The 26,702-nt window shown below is 40.0% G+C and carries 17 protein-coding genes; 11 read left to right on the top strand and 6 right to left on the bottom strand.

Annotated elements, in window-relative coordinates; genetic code table 11:
* The first annotated feature begins 226 nt into the window (after positions 1-226).
* The 5 genes from C8C76_RS06015 to fdhF all read left to right on the top strand — a co-directional run bounded on the left by C8C76_RS06015 (position 227) and on the right by fdhF (position 7,109).
* Positions 227-1,636: a mechanosensitive ion channel family protein gene (locus C8C76_RS06015; protein WP_108139622.1), complete on the top strand. Its 1,410-nt coding sequence runs from the start codon at positions 227-229 to the stop codon at positions 1,634-1,636.
* A 67-nt stretch (positions 1,637-1,703) separates the two neighbouring features.
* The gene (locus C8C76_RS06010) at positions 1,704-2,252 is read left to right on the top strand and encodes a DJ-1 family glyoxalase III (RefSeq protein ID WP_108139620.1); all 549 of its coding nucleotides are present in this window, start codon (positions 1,704-1,706) and stop codon (positions 2,250-2,252) included.
* Positions 2,253-2,338: 86 nt separating this feature from the next.
* Positions 2,339-2,797 (top strand): NADH-quinone oxidoreductase subunit NuoE, encoded by a 459-nt coding sequence (nuoE, locus tag C8C76_RS06005; RefSeq protein ID WP_108139618.1) that lies wholly within the window; start codon positions 2,339-2,341, stop codon positions 2,795-2,797.
* Positions 2,798-2,813: 16 nt separating this feature from the next.
* Positions 2,814-4,415, top strand: a complete 1,602-nt coding sequence (gene nuoF / locus C8C76_RS06000) for an NADH-quinone oxidoreductase subunit NuoF (RefSeq protein ID WP_108139616.1) — start codon at positions 2,814-2,816, stop codon at positions 4,413-4,415.
* Positions 4,416-7,109, top strand: coding sequence for a formate dehydrogenase subunit alpha (fdhF, locus tag C8C76_RS05995; RefSeq protein ID WP_108139614.1), 2,694 nt, complete (start codon positions 4,416-4,418; stop codon positions 7,107-7,109). It begins immediately after the preceding gene.
* Between the two features lie 548 nt (positions 7,110-7,657).
* On the opposite strand, the gene glgP is transcribed toward fdhF, so the two are convergent.
* From glgP to C8C76_RS05980, 3 genes are all read right to left on the bottom strand, one after another.
* Positions 7,658-9,268 carry an alpha-glucan family phosphorylase gene (gene glgP / locus C8C76_RS05990; protein ID WP_108139612.1) on the bottom strand — a complete coding sequence of 537 codons (1,611 nt, stop codon included), beginning with the start codon at positions 9,266-9,268 and terminating at the stop codon, positions 7,658-7,660.
* Between the two features lie 99 nt (positions 9,269-9,367).
* Positions 9,368-10,852, bottom strand: coding sequence for a glycosyltransferase (locus C8C76_RS05985; protein ID WP_108139610.1), 1,485 nt, complete (start codon positions 10,850-10,852; stop codon positions 9,368-9,370).
* Positions 10,839-11,837 (bottom strand): carbohydrate kinase family protein, encoded by a 999-nt coding sequence (locus C8C76_RS05980; protein WP_108139608.1) that lies wholly within the window; start codon positions 11,835-11,837, stop codon positions 10,839-10,841. Before C8C76_RS05980 ends, C8C76_RS05985 begins: the two co-directional genes overlap by 14 nt.
* 242 nt (positions 11,838-12,079) lie before the next feature.
* Between C8C76_RS05980 and pulA the strand changes: the two genes are divergently transcribed.
* The 5 genes from pulA to C8C76_RS05955 all read left to right on the top strand — a co-directional run bounded on the left by pulA (position 12,080) and on the right by C8C76_RS05955 (position 20,205).
* Positions 12,080-13,999 carry a type I pullulanase gene (gene pulA, locus C8C76_RS05975; protein ID WP_108139606.1) on the top strand — a complete coding sequence of 640 codons (1,920 nt, stop codon included), beginning with the start codon at positions 12,080-12,082 and terminating at the stop codon, positions 13,997-13,999.
* A gap of 138 nt (positions 14,000-14,137) precedes the next feature.
* A complete protein-coding gene (locus C8C76_RS05970) occupies positions 14,138-16,039 on the top strand; it encodes a DUF4914 family protein (protein WP_108139604.1) in 1,902 nt (633 codons plus the stop codon).
* A gap of 136 nt (positions 16,040-16,175) precedes the next feature.
* On the top strand, positions 16,176-17,627 hold the full coding sequence (gene gtfA, locus C8C76_RS05965; RefSeq protein ID WP_108139602.1) for a sucrose phosphorylase: 1,452 nt from the start codon (positions 16,176-16,178) through the stop codon (positions 17,625-17,627).
* A 124-nt stretch (positions 17,628-17,751) separates the two neighbouring features.
* Positions 17,752-18,726 carry a LacI family DNA-binding transcriptional regulator gene (locus C8C76_RS05960; protein WP_108139600.1) on the top strand — a complete coding sequence of 325 codons (975 nt, stop codon included), beginning with the start codon at positions 17,752-17,754 and terminating at the stop codon, positions 18,724-18,726.
* Between the two features lie 111 nt (positions 18,727-18,837).
* The gene (locus C8C76_RS05955; protein ID WP_108139598.1) at positions 18,838-20,205 is read left to right on the top strand and encodes an alanine/glycine:cation symporter family protein; all 1,368 of its coding nucleotides are present in this window, start codon (positions 18,838-18,840) and stop codon (positions 20,203-20,205) included.
* Positions 20,206-20,298: 93 nt separating this feature from the next.
* Here C8C76_RS05955 and glgD read toward each other — a convergent pair whose 3' ends face one another.
* The 3 genes from glgD to glgB are packed head-to-tail and all read right to left on the bottom strand — an operon-like array spanning position 20,299 to position 24,659.
* Positions 20,299-21,450 (bottom strand): glucose-1-phosphate adenylyltransferase subunit GlgD, encoded by a 1,152-nt coding sequence (gene glgD / locus C8C76_RS05950; RefSeq protein WP_108139628.1) that lies wholly within the window; start codon positions 21,448-21,450, stop codon positions 20,299-20,301.
* A gap of 3 nt (positions 21,451-21,453) precedes the next feature.
* Positions 21,454-22,647 carry a glucose-1-phosphate adenylyltransferase gene (locus C8C76_RS05945; RefSeq protein ID WP_108139596.1) on the bottom strand — a complete coding sequence of 398 codons (1,194 nt, stop codon included), beginning with the start codon at positions 22,645-22,647 and terminating at the stop codon, positions 21,454-21,456.
* Positions 22,648-22,679: 32 nt separating this feature from the next.
* Positions 22,680-24,659 (bottom strand): 1,4-alpha-glucan branching protein GlgB, encoded by a 1,980-nt coding sequence (gene glgB / locus C8C76_RS05940; RefSeq protein ID WP_108139594.1) that lies wholly within the window; start codon positions 24,657-24,659, stop codon positions 22,680-22,682.
* 264 nt (positions 24,660-24,923) lie between these two features.
* Here glgB and glgA point away from each other — a divergent pair, with 264 nt between their 5' ends.
* The gene (gene glgA / locus C8C76_RS05935; protein WP_108139592.1) at positions 24,924-26,702 is read left to right on the top strand and encodes a glycogen synthase GlgA; all 1,779 of its coding nucleotides are present in this window, start codon (positions 24,924-24,926) and stop codon (positions 26,700-26,702) included.

The following is a 26,702-nucleotide window of genomic DNA, read 5'->3' as shown; positions in this document are numbered from 1 at the left end:
TTAAGCTATGAAAACCATAGTTTAGTTAAGTGCGTCTGAAATCTGGGAGCTGGATAATTTATTTAACTGGTTATCTAAATTAAGACTAAATATTTGATTTTAATAGATTAAAATGATTTTTTAACGGCAAAAATCTAAAAAGAACTACTTTAACTTTTTACTTGCCGAATTCAAGTTTAATAATTATAGTCTGGACAAAAAAATAAGGATTTAAAGAGGTGGTTAAATGTTTGAAGGAATTAAAATTGAAAATTATATAGCTATTTTAATAGATAAAATTGAAAATAGTTTTTTAGTCTGGTCTAATTTGTTTGAACTGCTGCTTTTTTTATTTTTATTAGTAGCAACATATTTTTTAACTAAATTATTATATAAACATGTTGATCAACTACTTGATAAAATTGAGGCCTTAAATGAGAGGAAAAGGTTTAGAATAATTGATCAATTGTTATATCCTTTAATTTTAATGATTTTGGTTGGTATTTATTATGTTATTGCTGCTTCTTTTAATCTGCCAAGTGTAATTATCAGTATTGCTGGTAATTTAGTTTCGGCCTGGCTGGTAGTTAAAGTTATAACTTTGTTTTTTCCACGCAACAGAATGTTTCGTTTTCTATCAGCTTTCATCTGGATAATTGCAGCTTTGAGGATACTTAATATTTATCAGGAGACACTTAATTTATTAGATAGTTTAGCTTTTAACAGCGGCAACTTAAGAATTTCGTTATTATTAATTATAAAGACAGTAATAATTTTCAGCATTTTATTCTGGCTGGCGGGAAAATTGAGTCGGCTGGTGACAAATAGAATTGATAGTAGTGATGATCTGACTCCTTCTATAAAAGTTTTACTAAATAAAATAGCCAGATTTTTAATTTTCACTTCTGCAATCTTATTTACTTTAAGTGGAGTTGGTGTTAATTTAAGTGCTTTTGCTTTTCTCGGTGGTGCTATTGGTGTTGGTTTAGGTTTTGGACTGCAGAAAATTGTGTCTAACTTTATCAGTGGAATTATTATTTTAGTTGATAAATCAATCAAGCCCGGTGATGTAGTTGAAATAGGAAATGTTTACGGCTGGGTGAGGAAGCTGGATATCCGTTTTGTCTCAGTTGTAACCCGCTCCGGTAAGGAATTTTTGATTCCAAATGAAGATTTTATCACCAAAGAAGTGATCAACTGGTCTTACAGTGATGAACTTGTTCGAGTTGATGCAGAAGTTGGAGTTTCTTATGACAGTGATTTAAGGCAGGTCCAGGAACTGATGATGCAGGCAATTGAGGAAAAGGAAAGAATTTTAACAGATCCAGCTCCAAATGTGCTTTTAATTGAGTTTGGTGACAGCTCTGTTAACTTTGAGCTGCGTTTCTGGATCAGTGACCCGCGAAATGGAATCCAGAATATCCGCAGTCAGGTACTGCTTTCTATCTGGGATAGTTTTAAGGAAAACAATGTTGAAATTCCATTTCCACAGAGAGATTATCATTTAAAGTCACTGCCAGATGAATTAAATAACTTTTTTAACGAAAATAAAGAACTTAAGCAAAAAAATAATGTTGAGGATAATAGTAAACCTGATAATAAGGATCAGGCTGATAATGATCAGGAAGAAATAAACAGAGATCTTAAAAATTCTTAACTCTTTGTTAAAATAATTAGAGAGAGATTTTCAAAATGATTACTAAGAAATTTAAGGAGGTTAATTTATGGCTAAGATATTAATTCCATTAGCACCGGGTTTTGAAGAAATTGAAGCGGTAACAAATATTGATGTTCTGCGGAGAGCTGGACTTGATGTATTGACTGCTGGTATTGGAAGTAGTGAAATAGAAGGAGATCATGGAATAAAGATTGAGACTGATACTGAAATTTCTGAGATTACAGCAGATGAACTGTCGGCTGTAGTTTTACCGGGTGGTATGCCTGGTGCTGCAAATTTAAGAGATAGTGCTGAATTGTTAAAATTAATTAGAGCTGTTAATGAAAAGGGCAATTTATGTGCAGCAGTCTGTGCAGCACCGATAGTACTGGAAGCTGCTGGTATTTTAACAGACAAAAATGCCACCAGCTATCCGGGTTTTGGAGAACAGATGGATTCAGCAAACTATCGGGAAGAAAGAGTAGTTATTGACGGCAACATTATAACGGGAAGAGGTCCTGGAGTTGCCATGGAATTTGCTTTAACTATTGTGGAATATCTACTCGACGGTAAAGAGAGAGTTGAACTGGAAAAAGCAATGCTGGTAAAAAATTAAACTGATTTAATGAATAAGCCTCCCCCAGATTTGGGGGAGCTTTTCCAAAGCTAATAAAATTAACTAAGTTGTTTAGGGGGAGTAAAATGGCAGCAATTAAATTAAGTGCACTTGATCATATTTTTGAAAAATATGAGGGAAAAAAAGGCAAATTGATTCCTGTTCTGCATGAGATACAGGAAGAGGTTGGTTATCTTCCGGTAGAAGTTCAGCGCTATGTCAGCGAAAAACTGGGAGTTGCAATGAGTAAAATTTATGGAGTTATTAGTTTTTACTCGTTTTTTACAACTGAGCCCAAAGGAGAGCATACAATTGGAGTCTGTATGGGCACCGCCTGCTATGTCAAAGGAGCAGAAGACATTTTAAATAGGTTAAAAGAAGAATTAGGTATCGAAACTGGTCAGACAACTGCTGATAATAAATTTACGATGACAATGACCCGCTGTTTGGGAACCTGCAGCATGGCACCGGTAATCATGATTGATGATCAGGTTCACGGCAACCTTGAAGCAGAAAAAATTCCAGAGATAATCAATAAATATTAATAATTGGGGTGTAAAAATGGCGAAAAAAGAAATCTTAATCTGTGCCGGAACTGCCTGTTTATCTGCCGGAGCAGAGGAGATCAAAGACAAGTTTAAAGAGGAGATAAAAGAACTTAATTTGACTGAAGATTATGAAACAAAAACAGTGATCAGTAATACTGGCTGTATCGGCCCCTGCAGTTTGGGACCAATCGCGATAGTTAAAGATGACAATACCTTTTACGGTCATTTAAAAACTGAAGATGTGGCTAGAATTGTTAGAGAACATCTTTTGAATGGCAGAGTTGTAGAAGATTTATTAACTGAAGAAGAGGGAGAAAAAGTTGAAGATTTTAAAGAAATACGCTTTATGAAAAAACAGAAGCGGATTGCTCTAAGAAATACAGGAATCATTGATCCCAATAAAATTGAAGAGTATCTTGAAAGGGACGGCTATCAGGCTTTAAAAACCGTGCTGAATGAGCTGACTCCACTGGAGGTAATCGAAGAAATCAAAGCTTCGGGCCTCAGAGGTAGAGGGGGAGCTGGTTTTCCTACCGGCTTGAAGTGGAGCTTTGCCCATCAGGCAGCCGGGGAGCAGAAATACATAATCTGTAATGCAGATGAGGGAGACCCTGGTGCTTTTATGGACCGCAGTATCTTAGAGGGTGATCCCCACAGTATTATTGAAGCAATGGCAGTTGCCGGTTATGCAATTGGTGCTGATCAGGGTTTTGTCTATGTGCGGGCAGAATACCCACTGGCAGTTAAAAACTTAAAGATTGCCATTAGGGCAGCAGAAAATAATGGTTATTTGGGCAGCAATATTTACGGCAGTGATTTTTCATTTAATTTAGAAGTGCGTGTTGGAGCCGGGGCCTTTGTCTGTGGAGAAGAAACCGCCCTGATTGCTTCAATCGAAGGCAAAAGAGGACAGCCTTCAACCAAACCACCTTATCCTGCTAATTCTGGCTTGTGGGGAAAGCCAACTGTAATCAATAATGTAGAAACTCTGGCCAATATTGTGCCGATAATTAATAAGGGCAGTCAGTGGTTCAGCAGTATTGGTACCGAAAAAAGTAAAGGGACCAAAGTATTTGCGGTGGCAGGTGATGTTAAGGAGACAGGTCTGGTTGAAGTACCAATGGGCACAACTTTAAGAGAAATTGTTTTTGAGATAGCAGGTGGAATTGCCGACGGCAAGGAATTTAAGGCAGCTCAAATCGGTGGACCTTCTGGAGGGACAATTCCCAAAGAATACTTAGACCTAAAGATAGATTATGAGTCAGTTAAGGAAGCAGGAGCAATAGTTGGCTCTGGCGGCCTGGTAATTATGGATGAAGATAATTCAATGGTTGATGTGGCAAGATTTTTTCTAGATTTTACTGAAGATGAATCCTGCGGCAAATGTACTCCCTGCCGGGTTGGAACCAAAAGGATGCTCGATATTTTAGAAAAAATTCTGGACGGTAAAGGCAGCCAGCAGGACCTTGATAAATTAGAAGAGCTGGGAAATGTAGTTAAAGAAACCTCTCTCTGTGGACTGGGTCAGACTGCTCCCAATCCAGTTTTAAGTACACTAAAGTACTTTAGAGAAGAATACGAAGAATTAATCAATACTGCAGAGGAGGGGAATTAAATCGTGGAGATAACTATCGATAAACAAAAAATTGAAGTTGAAAAAGGAAAAACTGTCTTAGAAGCAGCGGAAGAGAACGGGATTGCGATTCCAACTCTCTGCCACAGCCCATTTTTGGAGGATGTGGGTGCCTGCAGAATGTGCCTGATTGAGGACCTTGCTGACGGCAAATTGAAAACTTCCTGTACAACTGAGGTCAAAGATGGGATGGAAGTCCTTACTAAAAGTAAGCGAGTCGAAGATTCGCGCCGGACAATTTTAGATTTATTAATTTCTGACCATCCCCTAGACTGCATGACCTGTGAGGCAGACGGCAGCTGTACTCTTCAGGATTTAGCCTATCAGTACGGGATTGAGCGCTCTTCCTATGGGACAAAATCGGAGCCCCGCTTTAAAGTTGAAAGAGATAATGAATTTATTGAGCTGGACCCTGATAAATGTATTTTATGCGGTAAGTGTATTCGAGTTGATCAGGATATTCAGTGTTCAGATGCCATAGATTTTGTGGAAAGAGGATTTCAGACTAAGGTGGGAGCAGCGAGTGACGAAGGGCTGGGTGGAGAAGACTCGACCTGTGTTTTCTGCGGTCAGTGTGTGGAACTCTGTCCAACTGGAGCCTTAAGCTATATACCTTCTCAAAAGAAAGGTAGAGAATATAATTTTGAAAAGACTGTTACAACCTGCCCCTACTGTGGAGTCGGCTGTCAGCTGGAACTAAAGACAAAGGATAGAAAGGTAATTGAAGTTGGCTCAGTTTACCGAGAGGGTACTCCCAATCCCTATGGTGAAGCCTGTGTTAAGGGAAGGTTTGGTTATGATTTTATCAACCATCCTGACCGGCTCAAAAAACCATTAATCAAAAGAAATGGTAAATTTGAAGAGGCAGAATGGGAGGAAGCCCTGTCACTGGTAGCAGAAAAGCTGACTGAAATTAAGGATGAATATGGTGGCCGAGCTCTGGCAGGTTTGAGCTCTGCTAAATGTACTAATGAAGAAAACTACTTAATGCAGAAATTTATGCGGGCTGTAATCGGGACAAACTCTGTTGACCACTGTGCCCGTTTATGCCATGCCTCTACAGTTGCCGGCCTGGTTAAAGCTTTCGGCTCGGGGGCAATGACTAACTCGATCAGTGAAATTGAAGGTTCAGATCTGATCTTTGTAATTGGCTCCAATCCAACTGAAAACCATCCGGTAATCGGCAGTAAGATGAAAAAAGCTCATAAAAATAGGACAAAATTAATTGTAGCAGATCCCCGCCAGATTGAATTATCCGGCCTGGCAGAAGTAGCAGTCCAGCAGCAGCCCGGTACAGATGTGGCTTTGCTCAACGGTCTGATGCATGTGATTATCGAGGAAGGACTGGCTGATCAGGAATTTATTGCAGAGCGAACCGAAAACTATGAGTATCTGGCTTCAGTTGTTGAAGACTATACTCCCGAAAAAGTAGCAGAGATCACGGGAGTAGAGGCAGCTAAAATTAAAAAAGCAGCCCGACTTTTTGCTGAGGCAGATAAGGCAGCAATCTATTTTGCTATGGGTATCACTCAGCACAGAACCGGTACAGATAATGTGCTTTCTGTAGCTAATTTAGCACTGCTGACCGGAAACGTCGGTAGAGAAAGTACAGGTGTTAACCCACTCCGCGGCCAGAATAATGTTCAGGGTGCCTGTGACCTGGGAGCTTTATCCAATGTTTACCCTGGTTATCAGTCAGTTGAAGACCCCGAGATAAAAGAAAAGTTTGCCCGGGCCTGGGAAACAGAAGAACTTTCAGCTGAGGTCGGCTTAACTGTGGTTGAAATATTTAAGCAGGCGGGTGAAGATATTAGAGGACTCTATATTATTGGCGAAAACCCTGTGATTTCTGATCCGGACCAGCGCCATATAGAAGAAGCACTAGATAGTTTAGATTTTCTGGTTGTAGAAGATATCTTTTTGACTGAGACTGCTCAATTTGCTGATGTGGTACTGCCGGCTGCCTGTTTTGCAGAAAAAGAAGGTAGCTTTACCAATACTGAGCGCCGGATTCAAAAAGTTAATAAGGCAATTGGTCCTCCTGGAGAGGCCAGAGCAGACTGGAAGATTATCTCCGAAATTTCTACCAGAATGGGTTATCAGATGAACTATGATTCTCCTGCTGATATCATGGCAGAAATTGCAGAAGTCACTCCAATTTATGGTGGGATTTATGCAGATCGTCTGGGAGATCAGGGTCTGCAGTGGCCCTGTAAAGACCGAGAAGATCCAGGCACTAAGTTTTTACATCAGGGAGAATTTGCCCGGGGCAAGGGTAAGTTCCATCCGGTAACTTATATTCCACCAGCTGAAGAAGTGGATGATGAGTATGACTATATTATGATGACTGGAAGAATGCTCTATCACTTCCATACTGGAACAATGACCAGAAATTCGGAGCCAATTGATAAACATGAGCCGGATGCCTATCTTGAAATTAATAAAAAGGATGCTAAAAAGTTAAGAATTAAAGAGGGGGATCGAGTCAGGGTGACTTCCCGCCGGGGTGAGGTAGAAACCAATGTCCGAATTGGAGACAGAGTCCAGCCGGGGCAGATCTTCATGCCGTTCCACTATGCAGAAAGCCCGGCGAACAGACTGACCAATCCTGTTCTGGATAAAGATGCAAAAATTCCGGAACTTAAAGTAACAGCAGTGAAGATTGAGAAGGTTTAGAAACTGCACCTGGGGCACTCCCCATTTATACAGACCGTTACAAGAACAGTTTAAGGTTGCAGCTTATTATTTCAGTCTAACCCAAAATAAAACAAAAAGATAATTAGCAATTTAGTCGGAACAGACTAAAAGCAAATAAAATTAAGAAAAGCCTACCCAATGCTTTACTAAAGCAAATAGGGTAGGCTTTTTTGTTACAAATAAATATAAATAAGAAAAGAATTGGCACTTTAACCGGAACAGACTTGAATATAAATAATAAGCGCCCGCAGTTCCCATGCTTCACTAACTCTTCATTTTATAACGAAAGGTCGAGTTAGCATTAGACCATCGAGGTCGTCAGAGCAGCGGAGTTAGGAACTGCAGCTCATATTTTAGTTGACCCTAAAATAAAACAAAAAGATAATTAGCAATTTAGTCGAAACAGACTTAAAGCAAATAAAATTAAGAAAAGCCTGCCCCATGTGTGAGCGAAGCGAGTTAGGGCAGGCCTTAATTTTATTTAGCTGTAGTCGTCGTGAAGACTATGCTAATTATCTTTATTGTTTTCACTTATTATACATTTCCCCATAATATCTCTCCAGCATTTTCTTGGCGGAGAATCTTTCATAGGTAGTATCAATACTTTCCATCATCATATCTTTCCAGCGGTCTTTGTTGCCGTAGAAAGTAGGCACAACATCGTTGAATAATACTCTGTAGAGTGCATAAAGATCACTTTCATCCTGACCTTCACCTACATAGCCGTCTCCAAACTGCCAGCCGTTGATTCCGTGCTCACAACCTTCAACCCACCAGCCGTCAAGGATACTTAAGTTTAAGCCACCATTCATAGCAGCTTTCATTCCAGAAGTACCACTGGCTTCAAGTGGTTTGCGGGGGTTGTTTAACCAGATATCAACACCGCGAGTCATGTAGCGAGCAATTTCCATATTGTAATCTTCTAAGAAAACTACACTGTTCGGAAATTCTTTTGCCTTTTTAACCAGATTGGCTACAATTTCTTTACCATTATCATCAGTTGGATGAGCCTTACCTGAGAAGACCAGCTGGATCTCACCGGATTCTAAATAAGGGTCGATAATATCCGGCTTTTTGAAAATTAGATTTGGTCTCTTATAAGCTGTAGCTCTGCGGGCAAAACCGATGATTAATTTATCAGGATCAAGTTCTGCACCATTTCTTTCTTTAACAAAGTTAACTAATTCCTGCTTCATTGTCTGATGAGTACTGTAAATTGCTTCCTGATCACCCATACTTTCAATAATTCTGTCATCAACCCAGGTACCTCTGTGGACACCATTGGTGATTGAGATGATTGGAGATTTACCAGCAACATCCTTCCACATTTCACGAGAAGTCTGACCGTGCAGTTTGGCAACACCATTTGACATTCTAGCCAGACGTAAGCCGGCAACTGTCATACTAAAGGGGCTGTCACCAATTTCTTTCATCTGTTTTCTGGTCAGGCCGTTAAAAGCACTCATCTTCTTGAGGCTGTCCAGACTGTGAGATTCGTTTCCTTCCTTAACCGGAGTGTGAGTAGTAAAGACAATTTCGTCTTTTACATCATCCCAGGCTGTATGAAAGTCCATACCTGCTTTCATTTTTTCTTTGATTAATTCTGTTCCAGCTAGGGCTGCATGACCTTCATTAAAGTGATAAATGTCGATATTGAGGCCGAGTTTGCGGATTGCTTTAACTCCACCAATACCAAGTGCGATTTCCTGAGCAATTCTTCTTTCGTTAAATCCATCATAAAGACCGTCAGTAATTGTCTGGTATTTTCTGTTTTCAGGTAGATTTGCATCTAATAGATACAGAGTTGCATTATCAAATCTATCCAGTTTCCAGATTTTTAGAGTTACTTCCTGATCTCGAATAGTTACAGTTACAGTTTCTCCGGTGTCTTCAGCATAATCATAAATTTCCTTGTTGACAGGGTGCTGGTCTTCCGGGCGGCCTTCTTTGTTGATTACCTGTTTTGAATAACCTTTGCGCCATAAAAGTCCAATTCCTGTTACAGGGTAAGAAAATTCTTTTGCTGCTTTAAGAATATCTCCTGCTAAAATTCCAAGTCCACCTGCATAAATCCGCATGTTTTCATCTAAACCATATTCCATACAGAAATAAGCTGTGTGCGGCTTATTGTTGTTCATTAACAAATCACTCCCTATTAATATTGTTCAAACGCTTGCATAAATTTTCTAATAATATCTATTCCTGTTTGTTTATTATATCAAATTCTCAGCAAATGTCTATTTTTTAAAAACTTTTTCTTTAAACTTTTCCAATAGCTTATGCTCATTGTCACTATCAGGCAGAAAATAGTAGGCGGGAATTTCACTGTGGATTACCGGTATATCAAAGCTTAAGCCTTTTTCCATCGCCTTGAGATATCGTTTGGCTGTCTGTTCCCAGGTATAAGTAGTTTCTACTCTTTCTCTTGCTTTGAGCTGATAATCCTTCCAGACTCCACCTTTACCAACTATTTTATTGAGTCCTCTGGCTATATCTTTAGGATCTTCCGGATCGATTAAAATTCCATATTCATCATCTGCCATAATTTCGCTCTGCCCGCCATTTTTAGTTACTACAGCAGGTAGTCCTGCCGCCATTGCTTCGACTGGAGCCAGACCAAAGGGCTCATAAAATGAAGTTAGCGAAAAGACGGATTCTTTTTCTGCCAGATAACCATAGCATTCTGCCAGTTCTTTTTGGCTGCCTAAGGGGAACATCGATACCTTACCCTGCAGTTCATTTTCATTAATTACTTCCATAATTTGATCTAAAATTTCTTTTTCTTCTCCAGCAGCTGAGCTGTAATCTTCAAAAGGATTTTCTATTCCCCGTAAAGTGATAACCAGGTTTGATTTTTCCTGCAGTTTTTGATCGCCAGCATAGGCTTTAACTAAAGCAAGATGATTTTTCTTCTGATCAAGTCGGCTGGCACAGATAATAGCTGGTTTATCCAGTCGCTCAGATTCTAAATCCCGATCTAAATACTGATCTATCATTTCCGCAGTCGCCTGAGAATAGCTGCCGTCAAAGACATCTGTATTTACTCCAGGAGGAATAACAGAAAACTTATCATCGTTTTTCACGTCTACAGCCCCTTGATAGTAGGGATGAGAATACTGCTCCATCCTCTCCTGAGAAGTGCTGACAATGATCTGGTTGGCAAATTCCATGGTCAGTCTTTCTGCAATTATGCGGCTGTGGAATTTAAAACGGTCAATGAGCTGGTCAAAATTTTCTTTAGAAAAGTTGAGTTTATCCATCTTTTGGGCCCCAAGTGAATGTCCGGTGAAGGAAAATGGGCATTCCATTTTTTCTTTAAGCAGTACTCCTGCCAGACCACCATCTCCATAGTGGGTGGTAAAGAAATCCGGAAATGCACCTTCTTCATCATAAAATTCGGCGATTGCATCTACATATTCTTTTAAATGCGGCCAGAGTTTTTCTTTGGCCAAAAATTTATCTCCTCCAAATGGCAGGCGGATTATTCTTAAATTTTCACAGCCCGGGTAGCTGTCATAAAGTTCACTGAACTCAGGCCACTCGGGATCATTAATCTGCCTGGTTATTATATCTACTTTAATTCCCATTTTGGCAAGGGCCATGCTGACTTCTTTAACATAAACAAGCTGTCCCCCAAAATCGGGATGTTCTGTCCAGTAGCTGTCATTTTGATCAAAATTACCCTGCGGGTTTAAAAATGCTACATGTTTAATTTCGCTCATTTAATTTACCTCCTTCAATTGGCTGAATATCGTAATAAGACATTATTTCCATTAATGGTGGTACAGAAGAAAGGGCACCTACTCCCTGAATTTTAAATGCTGCCACTGCATTACCAAGTCTGGCAGCTTCTTTGATCGGCAGGCCTTTAAGAATACCAGTTAAAAAACCTGACCAGAAAGAATCTCCAGCCCCTGTAACATCTACTACCTTCTCAGAAAAAACAGGGATATGCAGTGGTTCACTGCTGCTGTCAGAAAGGAGAACACCATCTTTACCCAGACTTAAAACAACAATTTTTGCTCCATCACTGTGGTATTTTTTTAGATAATTTTCAGGATGGTCCTGGCCGTAGAGGTGATAGGCATCATCTAAAGATGGTTTGATTACATCTGCCTGCGAAATTAATTCTCTAATAATTTCACTGCCTTTGTTGCCTTCAGGCCAGAGGCTGGCTCTAAAACTTGGATCAAAGGCAAAAAATTTATTTTTTTTAACTGCATATTCAATAATTTTAATTGCAGTTGAACGAGCAGGATTTTTTGAGAGAATAAAACTGCCGGTAAAGAAAATTGAAGAATTATCTACCTTATCATATATCTGCTCACTGATCTGCAGATTAATATCTGCTCCCCGATAAGCAAGCCAGGAAGGTGTTTCCTTACTCTTATTAACAAAGATGATTGGAGTTCCTTCTTCAGGATCATATTGCATGCAGTCCAGATTGACACCTTCGTTTTCTAAAATTTCTGTCAAATATTCTCCAAACTCATCATCACCAACTCGACTGATAAAAGCTGTTTTATTTTCGAGGCGCTGCATATTTACTAAAACATTGGCAGGAGAACCACCAAAATAACGGGTAAAATTAGCACATTCTTTAAGGGGGGCTTCCTCCCTGGATATCATATCCAGCAAAACCTCTCCATAAGCAGTTATATCAAAGTCGTTGGCTTCGAAATTCAAACTGTTATGAACTGTTAACAATCGCCTCACCTCACATTTTTAATTTTAAAGCTGCTCTTAAATATTATTTCTACATAAATTTTAAATAACCTGTTTTTTAAAATAATTAATCTCAACTTAGGGCAGGAATAGTAATCAAAACAAAGAATAATAAATAATACAGACAATAAATTTATTGAAATGACATTAAGAGGATAATAGTAATTAGTAATTAAATTTGATGCTGCCTGAGAAAAATTGCATTAACAGTGGAGATGATTTTTATGTTTACTCAAAATCTAAATATTAAGCCAGCCAAATTATATTATGCGGGGGATGATTTGGGTTTAACGTTTTCTGAAGACAGCATAAATTATAAAATTTGGTCTCCCCCTGCTCAGTCAGCTGTAATCGAGATTTATGCTGATGACCGGGGAGCAAAAAAACTGACAGAATATGATCTGCAGCCGGGTTTAAGCGATACCTGGGAAGTTGAGCTTCCACAGAGATTATACGGTAAATATTATCGGCTGCGGCTGAAGGTGCACCGCCGGGAATATAATTTTGTGGATCCCTGGGCTAAGGCAGTGGGGACAAACAGTGAATACGGCCTGATAGTTGATCCGGCCCGGATTTATCCACCTACCTGGACCCATGATCAAAAGGTTGAGCTGGAGGATCCGGTTGATGCTGTAATCTATGAACTGCATGTTAAAGACTTTTCAGCTTCTCCTGAAAGCGGTATCAGGCACCAGGGGAAGTATACAGCTTTTACCGAAAGGCACAGTGTTAATCGGGAAGGAATGCTGACTGGAATTGCCCACCTTAAAGAATTAGGAGTTACTCATGTTCATCTGCTGCCGGTATATGATTTTGCCTCTGTAGATGATAGAGATCCTGATGATTATAACTGGGGTTATGATCCTCTATACTATATGGTTCCGGAGGGTTCATATGCCTCTGATCCCAGCAATGAAAGCAGAATTTATGAATTCAAAAAAATGGTGAAGACCCTGCATTCATATGGAATTGGAGTAATAATGGATGTAGTATATAACCACACCTATCATACTCAGAACTCACCTTTTCAGAAAATTTTTCCCAACTATTTTTATAGATTTACAGAGGACGGCAAATTTGCCAATGCTTCTGGCTGTGGAAATGAAATTGCGAGCGAGCGGGAAATGATGCGCAAATATATTGTTGATTCTTTATTATACTGGAGCCAGGAATACCATATTGATGGTTTTCGTTTTGATCTGATGTCTTCTATTGATCGGGAGACTATGCTTTTAGCCGAACACAAGCTGCGCAAAGAAAACTCATCACTTTTAATTTATGGTGAGCCCTGGACAGCTCTGGAGCCGCAGCTGCAGCGCTACCAGCAGATTCGCAAAGGTGATCAGCGGGGAACAGGAATTTCAGTCTTTAATGACAATTTCCGCAATGCACTAAAAGGTGACAGTGATGGGATAGGCAGGGGCTTTATCCAGGGCGAGATTGGTCTGGAGAGAGAAATTGATGAGGGTGTTATTGGAGCAATTGGACTGGAAGAAAGACGCTTATACGGTTTTACCCTGCAGCCCGGAGAAAGCATTAATTATCTGGATTCACATGATAATTTAACCCTCTGGGATAAACTTGCCCGCTCCTGCCCGGGAGCCAATGAGGAGCAGCGCAAAAAAATGCATAAACTGGGGCAGGTAATATTATTTACCTCACAGGGAGTACCCTTTGTTTCAGCCGGAACTGAATTTTTGCGGACTAAGTTTGGTGATAAAAATAGTTTTAATTCAGGAATAGATGTTAATGAATTAAAATGGGAGAGAAAAACAACCTACCGGGAACATTTTAATTATGTAAAGGGGCTGATCAACCTGCGCAGCCACCACCCTGCTTTCAGAATGCGCAGCCGAACAGAAATCAAGGAAAAGCTTCACTTTATTGATTCTCCTTTTGCAACAGTAGGTTATGGGATTTTTAATAATGCCAATGAAGATGCCTGGGGTACAATTTTAGTTTTATTAAACCCCTCTCATGAATGGAAACAGTTCTATCTGCCTGAAAACAGGACCTGGGCAATTGTAGTTGATGATAAGGAGGCAGGAACCGAACCAATTAGATTTTTCCATTCCCACGAAGTAATGGTGCCTCCAATTACAGGTATGGTAATTTATGCAGCAGATTTAGTTACAGGCTATTAAATGCTTGTAGCTTTTCTGCTCTTATGATAAAATTAATACTAAGTATTTTATTAGTCGAGCAAGATTTTGTCCTAAATTGTGGCAATCTTCACTTATTTTACAAAATTTAGCATAAAGAAGGGAGTAGTAGAGTATAGTATGATTAAAGATGAGAATTTAAAGAATGTTGAGCTGCCGGAAGAGGTTGAGGAGCTGCTTGAGGCCTGTCCTAAATACACAGTTGCTCATAGTGAGCAGCAGCTGGTTGAGCTGTCTGTTAGAGATGCTAAAAATGGCTGTCAGGAAGTGAAATATGATATTCCTGAGCGGGGTCAGGTTGTAGAAGCTGTTGTCTGTAAGGTTAGAAATGGGATTTCAGCTAATTATCCTGAATCCTATATGCGCCGCCGTGATCCAAATTGTATGCTGATTGCTGACGAGAAGCCGACTGATAAGGAAAGATATGAGGAGCGTTTTGGAGAAGATTTTACAGAAAAAATGAGGGGTGAAACTTTTGAGTGGTTGAAGACCCAGGAACTGGCCCTCTTTTTCTTTGAGACTGGGCCTAATGGTTTGGGAGTGAAGGCAATGGCCCTGGTGCCGGCTAATGCTGCCTTTTTTGCTTTTGGACTTTCCCTGCTGCAGGGGATAGTTGATACCCGAAAGCGAGAAGAGCTATTTAAGCCCACCTCCCACATATATGTAGCACCACCATTTCGCCACACTCATTTTGACGGTAAACAGGTGGTAGTTCACCGCCGACTGGATAGTAAATATGAAATGTTTGCCTATAATCTCTATCCAGGACCGAGTGCTAAAAAGGGAGTTTATGGAATGCTGATTAACCAGGGGGAAAAAGAAGAATGGGTAACCCTGCACTGCTCGGCTGTTCAGGTAGTAACCCCTTATGGTAATACAGTAAATATTTCTCACGAGGGTGCCAGTGGTGGTGGAAAAAGTGAAATGCTGGAGGATATGCACCGCGAAAGAAGTGGGCGCCTCCTATTTGGTAAGAATTTAATGACAGATGAGAAATTCCACATTACCCTGCCTCAGGGCTGTGGACTGCGGCCGATGACTGATGACATGGCAATCTGTCATAACTCACTGCAGAAAGATAATGGTAAACTGACTTTAATGGATGCTGAAAATTCCTGGTTTGTACGTGTTGATCACATCGATAGGTATGGTACTGAACCCAATCTGGAGGCCATTACAGCCAATCCTGATAAACCATTACTATTTTTAAATATTGATGCAGCTCCAAACAGTACAGCTTTAATCTGGGAGCATATTGAGGATGAGCCGGGTCAGCCCTGCCCCAATCCGCGGGTGACAATTCCCAGAGATATTATTCCTGATGTTTTAAAAGAACCGCTTTCTATAGATGTCCGCAGTTTTGGAGTGCGGGTACCACCCTGTACAAAGGAAAATCCTACTTATGGCATCATGGGACTTTTCCATGTGCTGCCTCCTGCCTTAGCCTGGCTCTGGCGGCTGGTTGCTCCCCGGGGACACGGAAATCCAAGTATTATCACTGGCGAGGGGATGAGTTCTGAAGGAGTCGGTTCTTACTGGCCCTTTGCAACCGGTAAAAAGGTTGATCAGGCCAATCTGCTCCTGGATCAGATACTGGAGACTCCTAAAGTTAAGTATATTTTGATCCCCAACCAGCATATTGGGGCCTGGAAGGTTGGTTTTATGCCTGAATGGATTACCAGAGAATACCTGGCCCGCCGTGGAGGTGCCTGGTTTACTGAAGAACAGCTGCGGCCTGCCCGGATGCCGCTTTTAGGTTATTCACTGCAGGAGCTGCTGGTGGAGGGTCAGCATATAGAAAAAGAATTCTTACAGGTTCACCGCCAGCCAGAAGTTGGCGAAAAAGCCTATGATATTGGTGGTAAGATACTTTCGGATTTCTTCAAAAAATGTATCAAAGAATATCTAGAACCCGGTCTTGACCCACTGGGAAGAAAAATTATTGAGACGGCTCTCAATGATGGTGGAGTAGATGACTACTGTGATTTAATTGAGGGGGATCCGATAATCAGACAGATTTAAAATTATAATTAGGAAAAAGGAGGGCTGAGGCCCTTCTTTTTTTAGAAAATATGTTAAGCGCTTGACATATAAAATTCGAGATAATAAAATATAGATATAATTTAAAATTTAAAATAAAATTTCTGGAGGGATTAAGTTGTCAGCAGAGAATAAAGTGATGTTAATTACATATGCCGATAGTATGGGTCAGAATTTAGAGGATCTAAAAGAAGTGCTGGATAAACATTTTAAGGATGCGGTGGGAGGAGTTCATATTCTACCATTTTTTCCCTCTTCTGCAGATAGAGGTTTTGCACCTTTAACCTACAGAGAAGTTGATCCAAAATTTGGGGACTGGGATGATATACAGGCTCTGGCAGATAATTATTACCTGATGTTTGATTTTATGGTCAATCACATTTCAAAGCAGTCTGAGTATTTTAAAGATTTTAAGCAGCATAAAGATGATTCAAAGTACTCTGATTTTTTTATCCGCTACAAGGACTTCTGGGAAAACGGTGAGCCAACAGAAGAGGAAGTCGATTTAATTTATAAGCGTAAACCGCGGGCTCCCTATATTGATGTTGATTTTGCTGATGGGACAACAGAGAAGATCTGGTGCACCTTTGCCGAAGAACAGCTGGATTTAAATATGGAATCTGAGGTAGTTAAGAATTTTATTAGAGAAAGCCTCGAATTTTTAGCTGAGCAGGGAGCTTCAATCATCAGACTTGATGCCTTTGCTTATGCAATTAAAAAGGCGGGAACAAGCTGCTTTTTTATCGAGCCTGATATCTGGGAACTTTTAGATTACTGTAAGGATATTCTGGCTGAAAAAGATGTGGAAATTTTACCGGAAATTCACGAGCACCATTCAATTCAGCTTAAAATTGCTGAGAAGGGACACCCGGTTTATGATTTTTCTCTGCCGATGCTCTTACTGCACTCAATTTACAGCTCTACATCCAAACGCTTAAGAGACTGGCTTAAAAAAGCACCTGCCAATCAGTACACAACCCTGGATACTCATGATGGGATTGGGGTAGTTGATGTTAAAGACCTAATGACCGATCAGGAGATAGAAGAAACCAGAGAAATGCTCTACCAGCGCGGCTCCAATGTTAAAAAAGTTTACAGCAGTGAGGCCTATGACAACTTAGATATTTACCAGATTAACTGCAGTTATTATTCTGCTTTGGGAAATAACGATGATTCTTACCTTTTAGCAAGGGCAGTTCAGTTTTTTGCCCCCGGAATTCCCCAGGTTTACTATGTAGGGATGCTGGCCGGAGAAAATGATATTGAATTACTGGAAGAGACAAAAGTAGGGCGCAATATTAACCGCCATTATTATTCTAAGGCAGAAATTGAGTCTGAGGTTAAAAGACCGGTAGTTCAGAAGCTGGTTAAATTGATGGAATTCCGCAATTCCTATCCTGCTTTTGCCGGTGACTATACTATCCATGATTCTGAGCGGGAAGAAGAACTTAAGATCAGCTGGCAGAATGGTGAGGCCAGAACAGTTTTAAAGGCAGATTTCAGTCAGGATAGTTTTGAGATTGAATATTATGATCAGCAAAAAGGAGTAATGGAGACTTTAGAACTCTAAAAAAGCTGTCTTAGTTGATTTAAAATCGAAAAATTTTAATAGAAAAATTAACAAAGCGCCCCTTAAGTTGAAATAGTTTAAAGCTATTAATTTAAGGGGTTTTTAACTAGGAGGTTGATTAAAGATGACCACTCAGAAGGATGTGGCCGAAAAAGCAGGGGTAACAGTTACTACAGTCTCAAGAGTGATCAACAATCGCGGCTACATAGCAGAAGAGACCCGGGATAAGGTTTATCAGGTGATGGATCAGTTAAATTACAGACCCAATGCTGTTGCCAGATCACTTTCCAAAAAGAAATCGAATATTTTAGGTGTGATTCTGCCGGCAGTTAAGCATCCCTTTTTCAGCAGTCTATTGTCTTATTTTGAAGAGTTTGCCTATCAGAATGACTATAAGATTATGCTCTGTAACTCGCAGATGGAGGCAGCTAAGGAAAAAGATTATATCAATATGCTCAGAGCTCAGCAGGTAGATGGAATTTTCCTGGCCAGCCATACCTTAGATATTGCTGCTGAAATGAAGGTTGACCTGCCGGTGCTGACTTTTGACCGCCAGTTTGAAGGCATTCCCTATATCTGTTCTGATAATCTTAAGGGGGGAAAACTGGCAGCCGAGCACTTACTGGCAGCAGGGGCAGAGAAAGTTGCGTATATTGGTGGCAGTCTGGAACTTGATTTACTTTCCAATCAGCGCTACCAGGCTTTTAAACAGACGATTAATGCCGCCGGTTTAAAAGTTGAGGATTATCAGTGTCAGTTAAACAGTTTTGACCGCCAGGAATACAGAAAACTGGCCCGAGAAATTTTTGACTCAGCTCGAGTTGTTGACGGTATTTTTGCCAGCAGTGATCTGATTGCTGCAGCTGTGATTAAAGAAGCGAAGGCAAATGGAATCAGAGTGCCGGAGGATTTAAAGGTTATCGGTTATGATGATCTGGAGCTGGCCAGCCTCTACAGTCCCGAAATAACTACAATCAGGCAGCCGGCAGCAGAGATTGCCAGAAAATCAGTAGAGCTTCTGCTTAAAGAAATAGCAGGAGAAGAAATTGAGCAGAAAAATATTCTCGATGTGGAATTAGTTGTAAGAGAATCAGCGTAAATCATCCAGAAAGCCAATGTATACATGGATAATCATTTTAATATTTTAGATTTATGATATAATTTTTTTATCATTATAAATTTATAATTAGAGAAGACAGGGAGGAAATTTATGTTAGAATGGTTTTTATCAATTAATAGTACAGTTAATTCGATTGTCTGGGGACCACCTTTTTTATTTCTGCTGGTGGGAACAGGTCTTTATTTAACAATTAGGCTTGATTTTTTACAGTTTAAGCATTTTAAACTGTCCTGGGACAAAAGTTTTGGCCGCTATTTTCGGAGAGATGTTGAGAATGAAGAAGGTGTTTTATCATCTTTTCAGGCTATTAGTTCAGCGATGGCAGCAACACTGGGAGTTGGAAATATTGCCGGTGTATCTACAGCTCTATCACTTGGTGGCCCGGGAGCAGTTTTCTGGATGTGGATTTCTGCGCTGGTAGGAATGGCAACCAAATTTGCTGAGGCTCAGCTGGGAGTTAAATTTAGAGAAAAGACCGGCGAAGATGAGTACAGTGGTGGAGTTATGTATTATATAGAAAAGGGAATGGGCGGCCGCTGGAAATGGCTGGCTTCCTTATATGCATTTTTTGCCGGAATGGCAGCTTTTGGTATTGGAAACATGGTGCAGTCGAATACGCTGGCTCATGCAGCTGAAGATGGTTTTGCTGTCCCGAGCTGGATTACAGGTCTTGCTGTATCGTTTTTGGTGGGACTGGTTGTTCTGGGAGGAATTAAGAGAATTGGAAAGGTAGCAGAAAAATTAGTTCCTTTAATGGCAGCCTTTTATTTTATCGGTGGTGCAGTTATAATTTTTGCCAATATCACACAGGTGCCAGCAGTTTTGGCCGAGATAGTAAGTAGTGCTTTTAATCCGACAGCAGCTTTTGGAGGTTTTGCAGGTGCCTCAGTCAGGATGGCAGTTCGCTTTGGTATCGCCCGCGGTGTGTTTTCTAATGAAGCCGGGCTGGGAGCAGCTTCTATGGTCCATGCTCAGGCACGGAATAAGCCTACCCGTCAGGGAATGTGGGGTATCTGGGAAGTATTTATTGATACCATTGTTGTCGGTACAATTACAGCTTTAGTAATTTTACTAACCGGTGCTCTGGGAACTGGAGAAACAGGTGCAGTTCTGGCAGCAGAAGGATTTACTCGTGGCCTGCCCGGTCCAGGTGGTTATATAATTAATATTAGTATCATAATTTTTGCCTATACTACAATGCTTACCTGGAGTTTTTATGGAGAAGAAAGCTGGAAGTATTTATTCGGTAAGAAAATAGTAAAACCATACCGCTTTGTTTTTGTAGTCCTGCTTTTTGTGGGTGCAGTTGGTGCTTTAGAACCAATCTGGCTTTTAGCTGACACTTTAAACGGGCTGATGGCAGCGCCAAACTTGATTGCTCTGGTTGTTCTGGCTGGAGTAATTGTCAGGGAAAAGGATGATTATTTACTGGAAGTAGAAAATGATCAGGCTGCCTGATCAACAGAAAAATTAAATCAAAAAATTAAAGTAAAGCAAAGGCAGGAGAATTTTCCCCTGCCTTTAAATAATTAATTTAGCTTTTAATTTAAATTAAACGATAGTATTTTTAGCAATGATCATTGGTAAATTGGTGTCTCCCTTAAGTGATTTATCAGCAGTTATCTGCACTCCCTTATCCAGAATTACATTTTCCAGATAGGCATTTTCACCAATTTCTGATTTCTGCATAATAACTGAGTTTTTAATTACTGCTCCGGGGTGAACTTTAACACCTCTAAATAAAATACTATTTTTTACCTCACCTTTAATTGAGCAGCCATTTGCTGCCAGAATGTTGCGGGCATTTACTCCATTTTTATAGGCAGTAGGGGCCTCATCTTTAGGTTTGGTATAGATTGGACCATTTTTAAGAAAAAGATCCTGCCAGACATTTGGCTTTAATAGTTCAAGATTACTTTTATAGTAGCCATTAATCGAATTGATGACAGCTGCGTAGGAACGGAAGGGGTAGCCGTAAACTTTTAAATTATCCAGGTTTCCAATAATAGCATTTTTGACAAAATCCCATTCCCCTTTGGAAATGCAATCATCAATAATATCAAGCAGCAGTTCCTTTTTCATAATATATTTCTGCATTGATATTTTTTTGTAAAAATTCTTCTTGGGATCAACCTTCATATCGATAATCCGGTCATTATCATCAGTATTAATCACAGTATAGGTTGTATCACGGCGGAAAACGTCAAGTTCACGGTAAATTATTGTAATATCATTATCATTTTCCACATGGTACTTAAAGGCATCCCGGTAGTCAATGTTGGCCACAACATTTGGGCTGCCAATGATCACATATTCCTGGGTGCTGCGTTTAATATAATCGATATTGCTGGCAAAGTTCTGCAGGTCTCCCTTATAAGCTCGATTTGCCTGATAAATATGGGCTGGGGGCAGGATAAAGAGTCCGTTGCGTTTGCGGTCTAAATCCCAGGCCTTACCAAAACCAATATGGTCCATCAGGGAGCGATACTTTGTCTGCAGCAGCAGACCAACATTGGTTACCCCTGAGTTAACAAGATTGGATAAAGGAAAGTCAATCAGCCGGTAGCGAGCTCCAAAAGGAACAGATGCTAAAGAACGGTGACCGGTTAGTTTATCCAGAAATGACTCATCGAGGGCATTGTTGATAATAGCCATTACATTATTCATATTTGCTCCGCCTTTTTTATAGATCGGTGTCATCATCATTTATCCCACCACCATTCCTGCTTTAATATTTGAGGCTTCTGGAATGACCTCATCATCACCGATTACAGTGATCTTTAATTCAGCCTCAGTATTTTCCTCAGCTGCTTCAATTCCTATTTTTGAATCTTTTTCGACGATTACATTTCTGCCAACAATAGAGTTCTTAATCTGAGCTCCACTGCTGATTCTGGTGTTGGGCAGGATAACAGAATCTTCAACAACTGCATCCTGGGCCACCTTAACTCCATAGAAGAGAACAGAGTTTTTAACTGTTCCCATAATTTGAGTTCCTTTATTGATCATTGAATTATCTACCACCGCATCCTCCGAGAGATACTGGGGAGGACGGTTGGGATTAACACTGTAGATAACCCAATTTCTATCCTGCAGATCAAGCTCAGGTTTTTCGCCTAAGAGATCCATATGAGCCTGCCAGTAACTTTCTATAGTTCCTACATCCTTCCAGTAATCTCTAAATGTATAGGCATAGAAGTTGAGATTATCAGCCATCATTTTGGGAATAATATTGTGGCCAAAATCACCGGCTGAATCATCATTTGCTTCGGCTTCCTCAATCAGATATTTACGCAAATATTCCCAGTTGAAAATATAAATTCCCATTGAGGCCAGATTGTTTTTAGCATTCTCTGGTTTTTCCTGAAATTCAATGATTTTTTGATCTTCATTGGTGTTCATTATCCCAAAGCGGTGGGTTTCTTCCCAGGGAACTTCGAGAACTCCAATAGAGATATCAGCATTTTTAGCCTTGTGGTAATTTAACATTTCTGCATAGTCCATTTTATAAATGTGGTCGCCAGAAAGCACCAGTACATATTCTGGATCATGGATGTCGATAAATTCAATATTTTGATAAATTGCATCTGCAGTTCCTTTATACCAGGAGCCTCCCCCTTCTTTAACATAAGGAGGAAGGACTGTGACTCCACCATTGTGGCGGTCGAGGTCCCAGGAGCTGCCGCTTCCTATATAGCTGTTTAAAACCAGTGGTTTATACTGAGTTAATACACCAACAGTTGTGATCCCAGAATTTGTACAGTTACTTAAAGGAAAGTCAATTAGCCTGTATTCGGCACCAAAGGGGACTGCAGGTTTGGCAATGTTTTTTGTTAAAACCCCCAGCCGTGTACCTTTACCGCCGGCAAGCAGCATGGCCACCATTTCTTCTTTTGGCATATTTATTACCTCCTTTGAAAATTGAAGCTAAACTACTTTTTCTTAGATTTTTTAGTTTCGGATACTTTCTTTTCCTGGGTTGATTTTTTGACTTTCTTTATTTTTTCCTTCTTTTTGGTTGGCTGCTTGTATTTTAAGTAGATTCCAGCCAGGGGTGGCAGATTGATGCTGATAGAATGATCAAAACCGTGATAAGGAATTTCTTCAGTCTTAACTCTGGCAGCAGTTTCATAATCTGAACCACCAAAAACTTTTTGATCACTGTTTAAGAGCAACTCATATTCTCCGGGTCCAGGTACTCCAATCCGGTATTTATCTCTGGGAATTGGAGTAAAGTTTAAAATAATAACCAGCTGCTGGGCTTCGTTTTCAGAATTTCTGATAAAACTAATTACGCTCTGTTCATAGTCATCTGCTTCTATCCAGCGGAAACCTGCATGTTCATGATCAAGTTCCCAGAGAGCCTTTTCTTTACGATAAACCTGATTTAACTCCTGCATAAAGTCCTGGGTTAGCTGATGTTTTTCGTAGTCAAGTAAAAGCCAGTCCAAATCCTGCTTATAATTCCATTCAATAAACTGACCAAATTCTCCGCCCATAAAGAGAAGCTTTTTGCCGGGATGGGCGTACATGTAGGTAAATAGAAGTCGTAAATTGGCAAACTTCTGCCAGTAATCTCCAGGCATTTTATCAAGCAGTGATTTTTTACCGTGGACGACTTCGTCGTGTGACATTGGCAGCACATAATTCTCACTCTGACTGTACATACTGGAGAAGGTTAGCTTGTTATGTTCCCATTTTCTATAAACCGGATCATTCTCCATATAATCTAAAGTATCATTCATCCAGCCCATATTCCACTTGAAATTAAAGCCGAGACCGCCATCATGAACAGGAGCTGTAACCAGCGGCCAGGCACTGGATTCTTCGGCAATCATTAAGATGCCGGGGTAGCGCTCAAACATTTCACTGTTCAATTCTTTAATGAATTCGATTGCTTCCAGATTTTCAAAGCCTCCATACTCATTGGCAGCCCACTGGCCGTCCTCTTTTTCATAATTTAAATAGAGCATGTTGCTGACTGCATCAACCCTTAAACCATCTATATGGAATTTATCGATCCAGTAATTGGCACTGGAAATCAAAAAGCTCCAGACTTCATTTTGAGCAAAATCAAAATTTAAAGTATCCCACTGAATATTTTCTGCTCTTCTCGGATCAGAGCTTTCGAAAAGATGGGAGCCGTCAAATAAACGCAGGCCGTGATCATCTTTACAGAAATGGCTGGGCACCCAGTCCATAATTACTCCGATATCATTCTGGTGCAGCTGGTCAACAAAATACATAAAGTCTTCGAGAGTTCCATAACGAGAAGTGAGAGCAAAATAGCCTGTGGTCTGATATCCCCAGGAGCCGGGAAATGGATATTCAGTTAAAGGCATCAGCTCGACATGGGTAAAGCCCATTTCGTTAATATAGGGAACCAGTTCATCAGCAATGTCTCTGTAATTCATCAATTCTCCATCATCCTGCTTCCAGGAACCAAGATGCATTTCATAGATGCTCAGCGGCTCCTTGAGGTGATTGGAGTTTTTCCTCTTTTTAAGCCATTTTTGGTCATTCCAGCTGTATGTATCAGGCTCATAGATTTGAGAAGCGGTCTTGGGAGGTGTTTCCTGTCTTTTTGCATAGGGATCTGTTTTAACCCGAACAACACCCCTGTAGCCTCGAATCCAGTATTTATAGTGCATTTTATTTTCTGCACCTTCAATAAATGTAGTCCAGATACCGGAGTCTTCGATTTTTTGCATTGGGTTTTTACTTTTATTCCAGTCATTAAAATCACCAATTACACTTATTTCTTCTGCATTTGGTGCCCAGACTGTAAAGCGAACTCCTTTTTTTCCCTTTTCCTCTGTAATATGTGAGCCTAAAAAATCATAACTCTCATAATGTCTGCCCTGATGAAATAAATATCTGTCATAATCACCAGGATAATTATTTTTTGGCATTAAACTCCCTCCTTAAATCTAAAAAAAATTTATTTTAAGTATTTATAAATCTGCTGTTGTATTGTATTTATTCTCTATTTCCTCTAAATTTCCTTTAATTAATCAGCTGATATCTGTCAAATTATTACTATTTCCTAAAAAAACGATTTAGTTGACATTATTCTTGACTTTTATTAAACTAAGGATAAGAATATAATTTAGTTGATTTTGTAAATAAGCAGACAGTAGCTAGAATCATTTTTTATAATCACAGGAGGTGGCTCCATGAAAAAAGAAAAAAAGAAAATTTTATTTGTTGCTTCAGAGGCGGACCCATTTATTAAAACTGGGGGGCTGGCTGATGTAGCTGGTTCATTACCACAGGCTCTCAGAGAAGAAGGCCATGATGTAAGGCTGGTTATTCCACAGTACAGGCAGATTCCGGAAGAATATAAAGAAAGAATGGAATCAGTCTGCCATTTTAGAACAAAGTTAGCCTGGAGAGATACATATTTAGGTGTTAACAGACTGGAAGAGGATGGAGTTCCAGTTTATTTTATAGACAATAGATATTATTTTGATCGCGATTCAATCTATGAAAATGAAGATAAGCATGAGCAGTTTGCATTTTTCTCACAGGCTGTTTTAGATATGCTGCCTGTAATTGGTTTTAAGCCGGACATTATTCACGCCAATGACTGGCAGACAGGTCCACTACCACTGCTTTTTGCCGACCGTTATCGTCAGCAGAGTTATTATCAGGATATTAAAACTGTCTTTACTATTCATAATCTTAAATATCAGGGACAGTTTGCCGGCCATTCAGCCGGGGATGTTTTGGGAGTGGCACCACACCACTGGGAAAGTGGAAATATCAGACACAATGGTCTTTTAAACTATATGAAGACAGGGATTGTGTATGCTGATCATGTTACAACAGTAAGTGAAAGTTATGCAAATGAAATACAGACCTCGTATTATGGTGAAGGACTTGATTATGCTCTAAGAATGCGCGGAGACGACTTAAGCGGTATTTTAAACGGTATCAGCTATGAGAAGTTTGATCCCAAGACAAATAAGAACCTGGCAGTGCGCTTTTCAAAAGGTGAGATTGACAAAAAACTGGCCAATAAGGTTCATATTCAGCAGAAACTTGGGCTGGAAGTAAACGGTGATAAACCACTTATCGGATTTATTTCGCGAATGGTTGAACAGAAGGGACTGGATCTGGTAAGGACTGTTTTTGATGAGATTATGGCAACCGGAGCTCAGTTTTTGATTCTGGGGACAGGACAGAGAGAATATGAGGAATTTTTTGAAGCCAAACAGCATGAATATCCGGATAATCTTTCTGTAAATATTAAATATGATGCTCAGCTGGCAGATCAGATTTATGCAGGTAGTGACATGTTCTTAATGCCCTCACGTTTTGAACCCTGTGGTTTAAGTCAGCTGATTAGTTTCCGTTATGGTACAATTCCGGTTGTTAGGGAAACCGGCGGTTTAAATGATACTGTAATTCCTTATAATGAAGAAACTGGAGAAGGCACAGGTTTCAGCTTCGACAATTATAATGCCCACGATATGCTGCATACAATTGAAAGAGCAGTTTCCTTCTATGATCAGAAGGGAGTCTGGAACAAGTTGGTCAATCGGGTGATGGATCTTGACTACAGCTGGCATAATTCAGCCAAGAAATATTCCAAACTTTATAACCAGCTGACAGGGGCTGGAGAAAAGAAGTCTAAGCCTGTTGGAGACTCAGAGTTTGAGATCAAGGTTTATCAACCTGAAAGTAAAGAAAGCAAAGCAGCCAGACCTAAGGCTAAAAAAGCTGAGGCTGCCAAAAAGAAGCCGGGACCTAAAAAGAAAAAACAGATTAATATCAACCAGGCTTCAGTTTCGGAACTGGCAGAACTCCCGGGTATTGGTAATGCCTATGCGGAAAGAATAGTTGTCTACCGGGAAGAAAATGGAGATTTCAAAAAGAAATCTGAGTTAACTAAAGTTAAAGGAATTGGTAAGAAAAAATATCAAAAAATTTCAGCTATGTTAACTGTTTAG

The organism is Halanaerobium saccharolyticum (assembly GCF_003053565.1).
GTDB classification, from domain to species: Bacteria; Bacillota; Halanaerobiia; order Halanaerobiales; family Halanaerobiaceae; genus Halanaerobium; species Halanaerobium saccharolyticum_B.
This window is presented reverse-complemented; position numbering and strand designations above follow the sequence as displayed.

Excerpts from the sequence above, each read along its gene's own strand:
- C8C76_RS06015 (WP_108139622.1), top strand. The coding sequence starts at position 227 with ATGTTTGAAGGAATTAAAATTGAAAATTATATAGCTATTTTAATAGAT.
- C8C76_RS06010 (WP_108139620.1), top strand. The coding sequence starts at position 1,704 with ATGGCTAAGATATTAATTCCATTAGCACCGGGTTTTGAAGAAATTGAA.
- nuoE (WP_108139618.1), top strand. The coding sequence starts at position 2,339 with ATGGCAGCAATTAAATTAAGTGCACTTGATCATATTTTTGAAAAATAT.
- nuoF (WP_108139616.1), top strand. The coding sequence starts at position 2,814 with ATGGCGAAAAAAGAAATCTTAATCTGTGCCGGAACTGCCTGTTTATCT.
- glgP (WP_108139612.1), bottom strand. The coding sequence starts at position 9,268 with ATGAACAACAATAAGCCGCACACAGCTTATTTCTGTATGGAATATGGT.
- C8C76_RS05985 (WP_108139610.1), bottom strand. The coding sequence starts at position 10,852 with ATGAGCGAAATTAAACATGTAGCATTTTTAAACCCGCAGGGTAATTTT.
- pulA (WP_108139606.1), top strand. The coding sequence starts at position 12,080 with ATGTTTACTCAAAATCTAAATATTAAGCCAGCCAAATTATATTATGCG.
- C8C76_RS05970 (WP_108139604.1), top strand. The coding sequence starts at position 14,138 with ATGATTAAAGATGAGAATTTAAAGAATGTTGAGCTGCCGGAAGAGGTT.
- C8C76_RS05960 (WP_108139600.1), top strand. The coding sequence starts at position 17,752 with ATGACCACTCAGAAGGATGTGGCCGAAAAAGCAGGGGTAACAGTTACT.
- C8C76_RS05955 (WP_108139598.1), top strand. The coding sequence starts at position 18,838 with ATGTTAGAATGGTTTTTATCAATTAATAGTACAGTTAATTCGATTGTC.
- glgD (WP_108139628.1), bottom strand. The coding sequence starts at position 21,450 with ATGATGACACCGATCTATAAAAAAGGCGGAGCAAATATGAATAATGTA.
- C8C76_RS05945 (WP_108139596.1), bottom strand. The coding sequence starts at position 22,647 with ATGCCAAAAGAAGAAATGGTGGCCATGCTGCTTGCCGGCGGTAAAGGT.
- glgB (WP_108139594.1), bottom strand. The coding sequence starts at position 24,659 with ATGCCAAAAAATAATTATCCTGGTGATTATGACAGATATTTATTTCAT.
- glgA (WP_108139592.1), top strand. The coding sequence starts at position 24,924 with ATGAAAAAAGAAAAAAAGAAAATTTTATTTGTTGCTTCAGAGGCGGAC.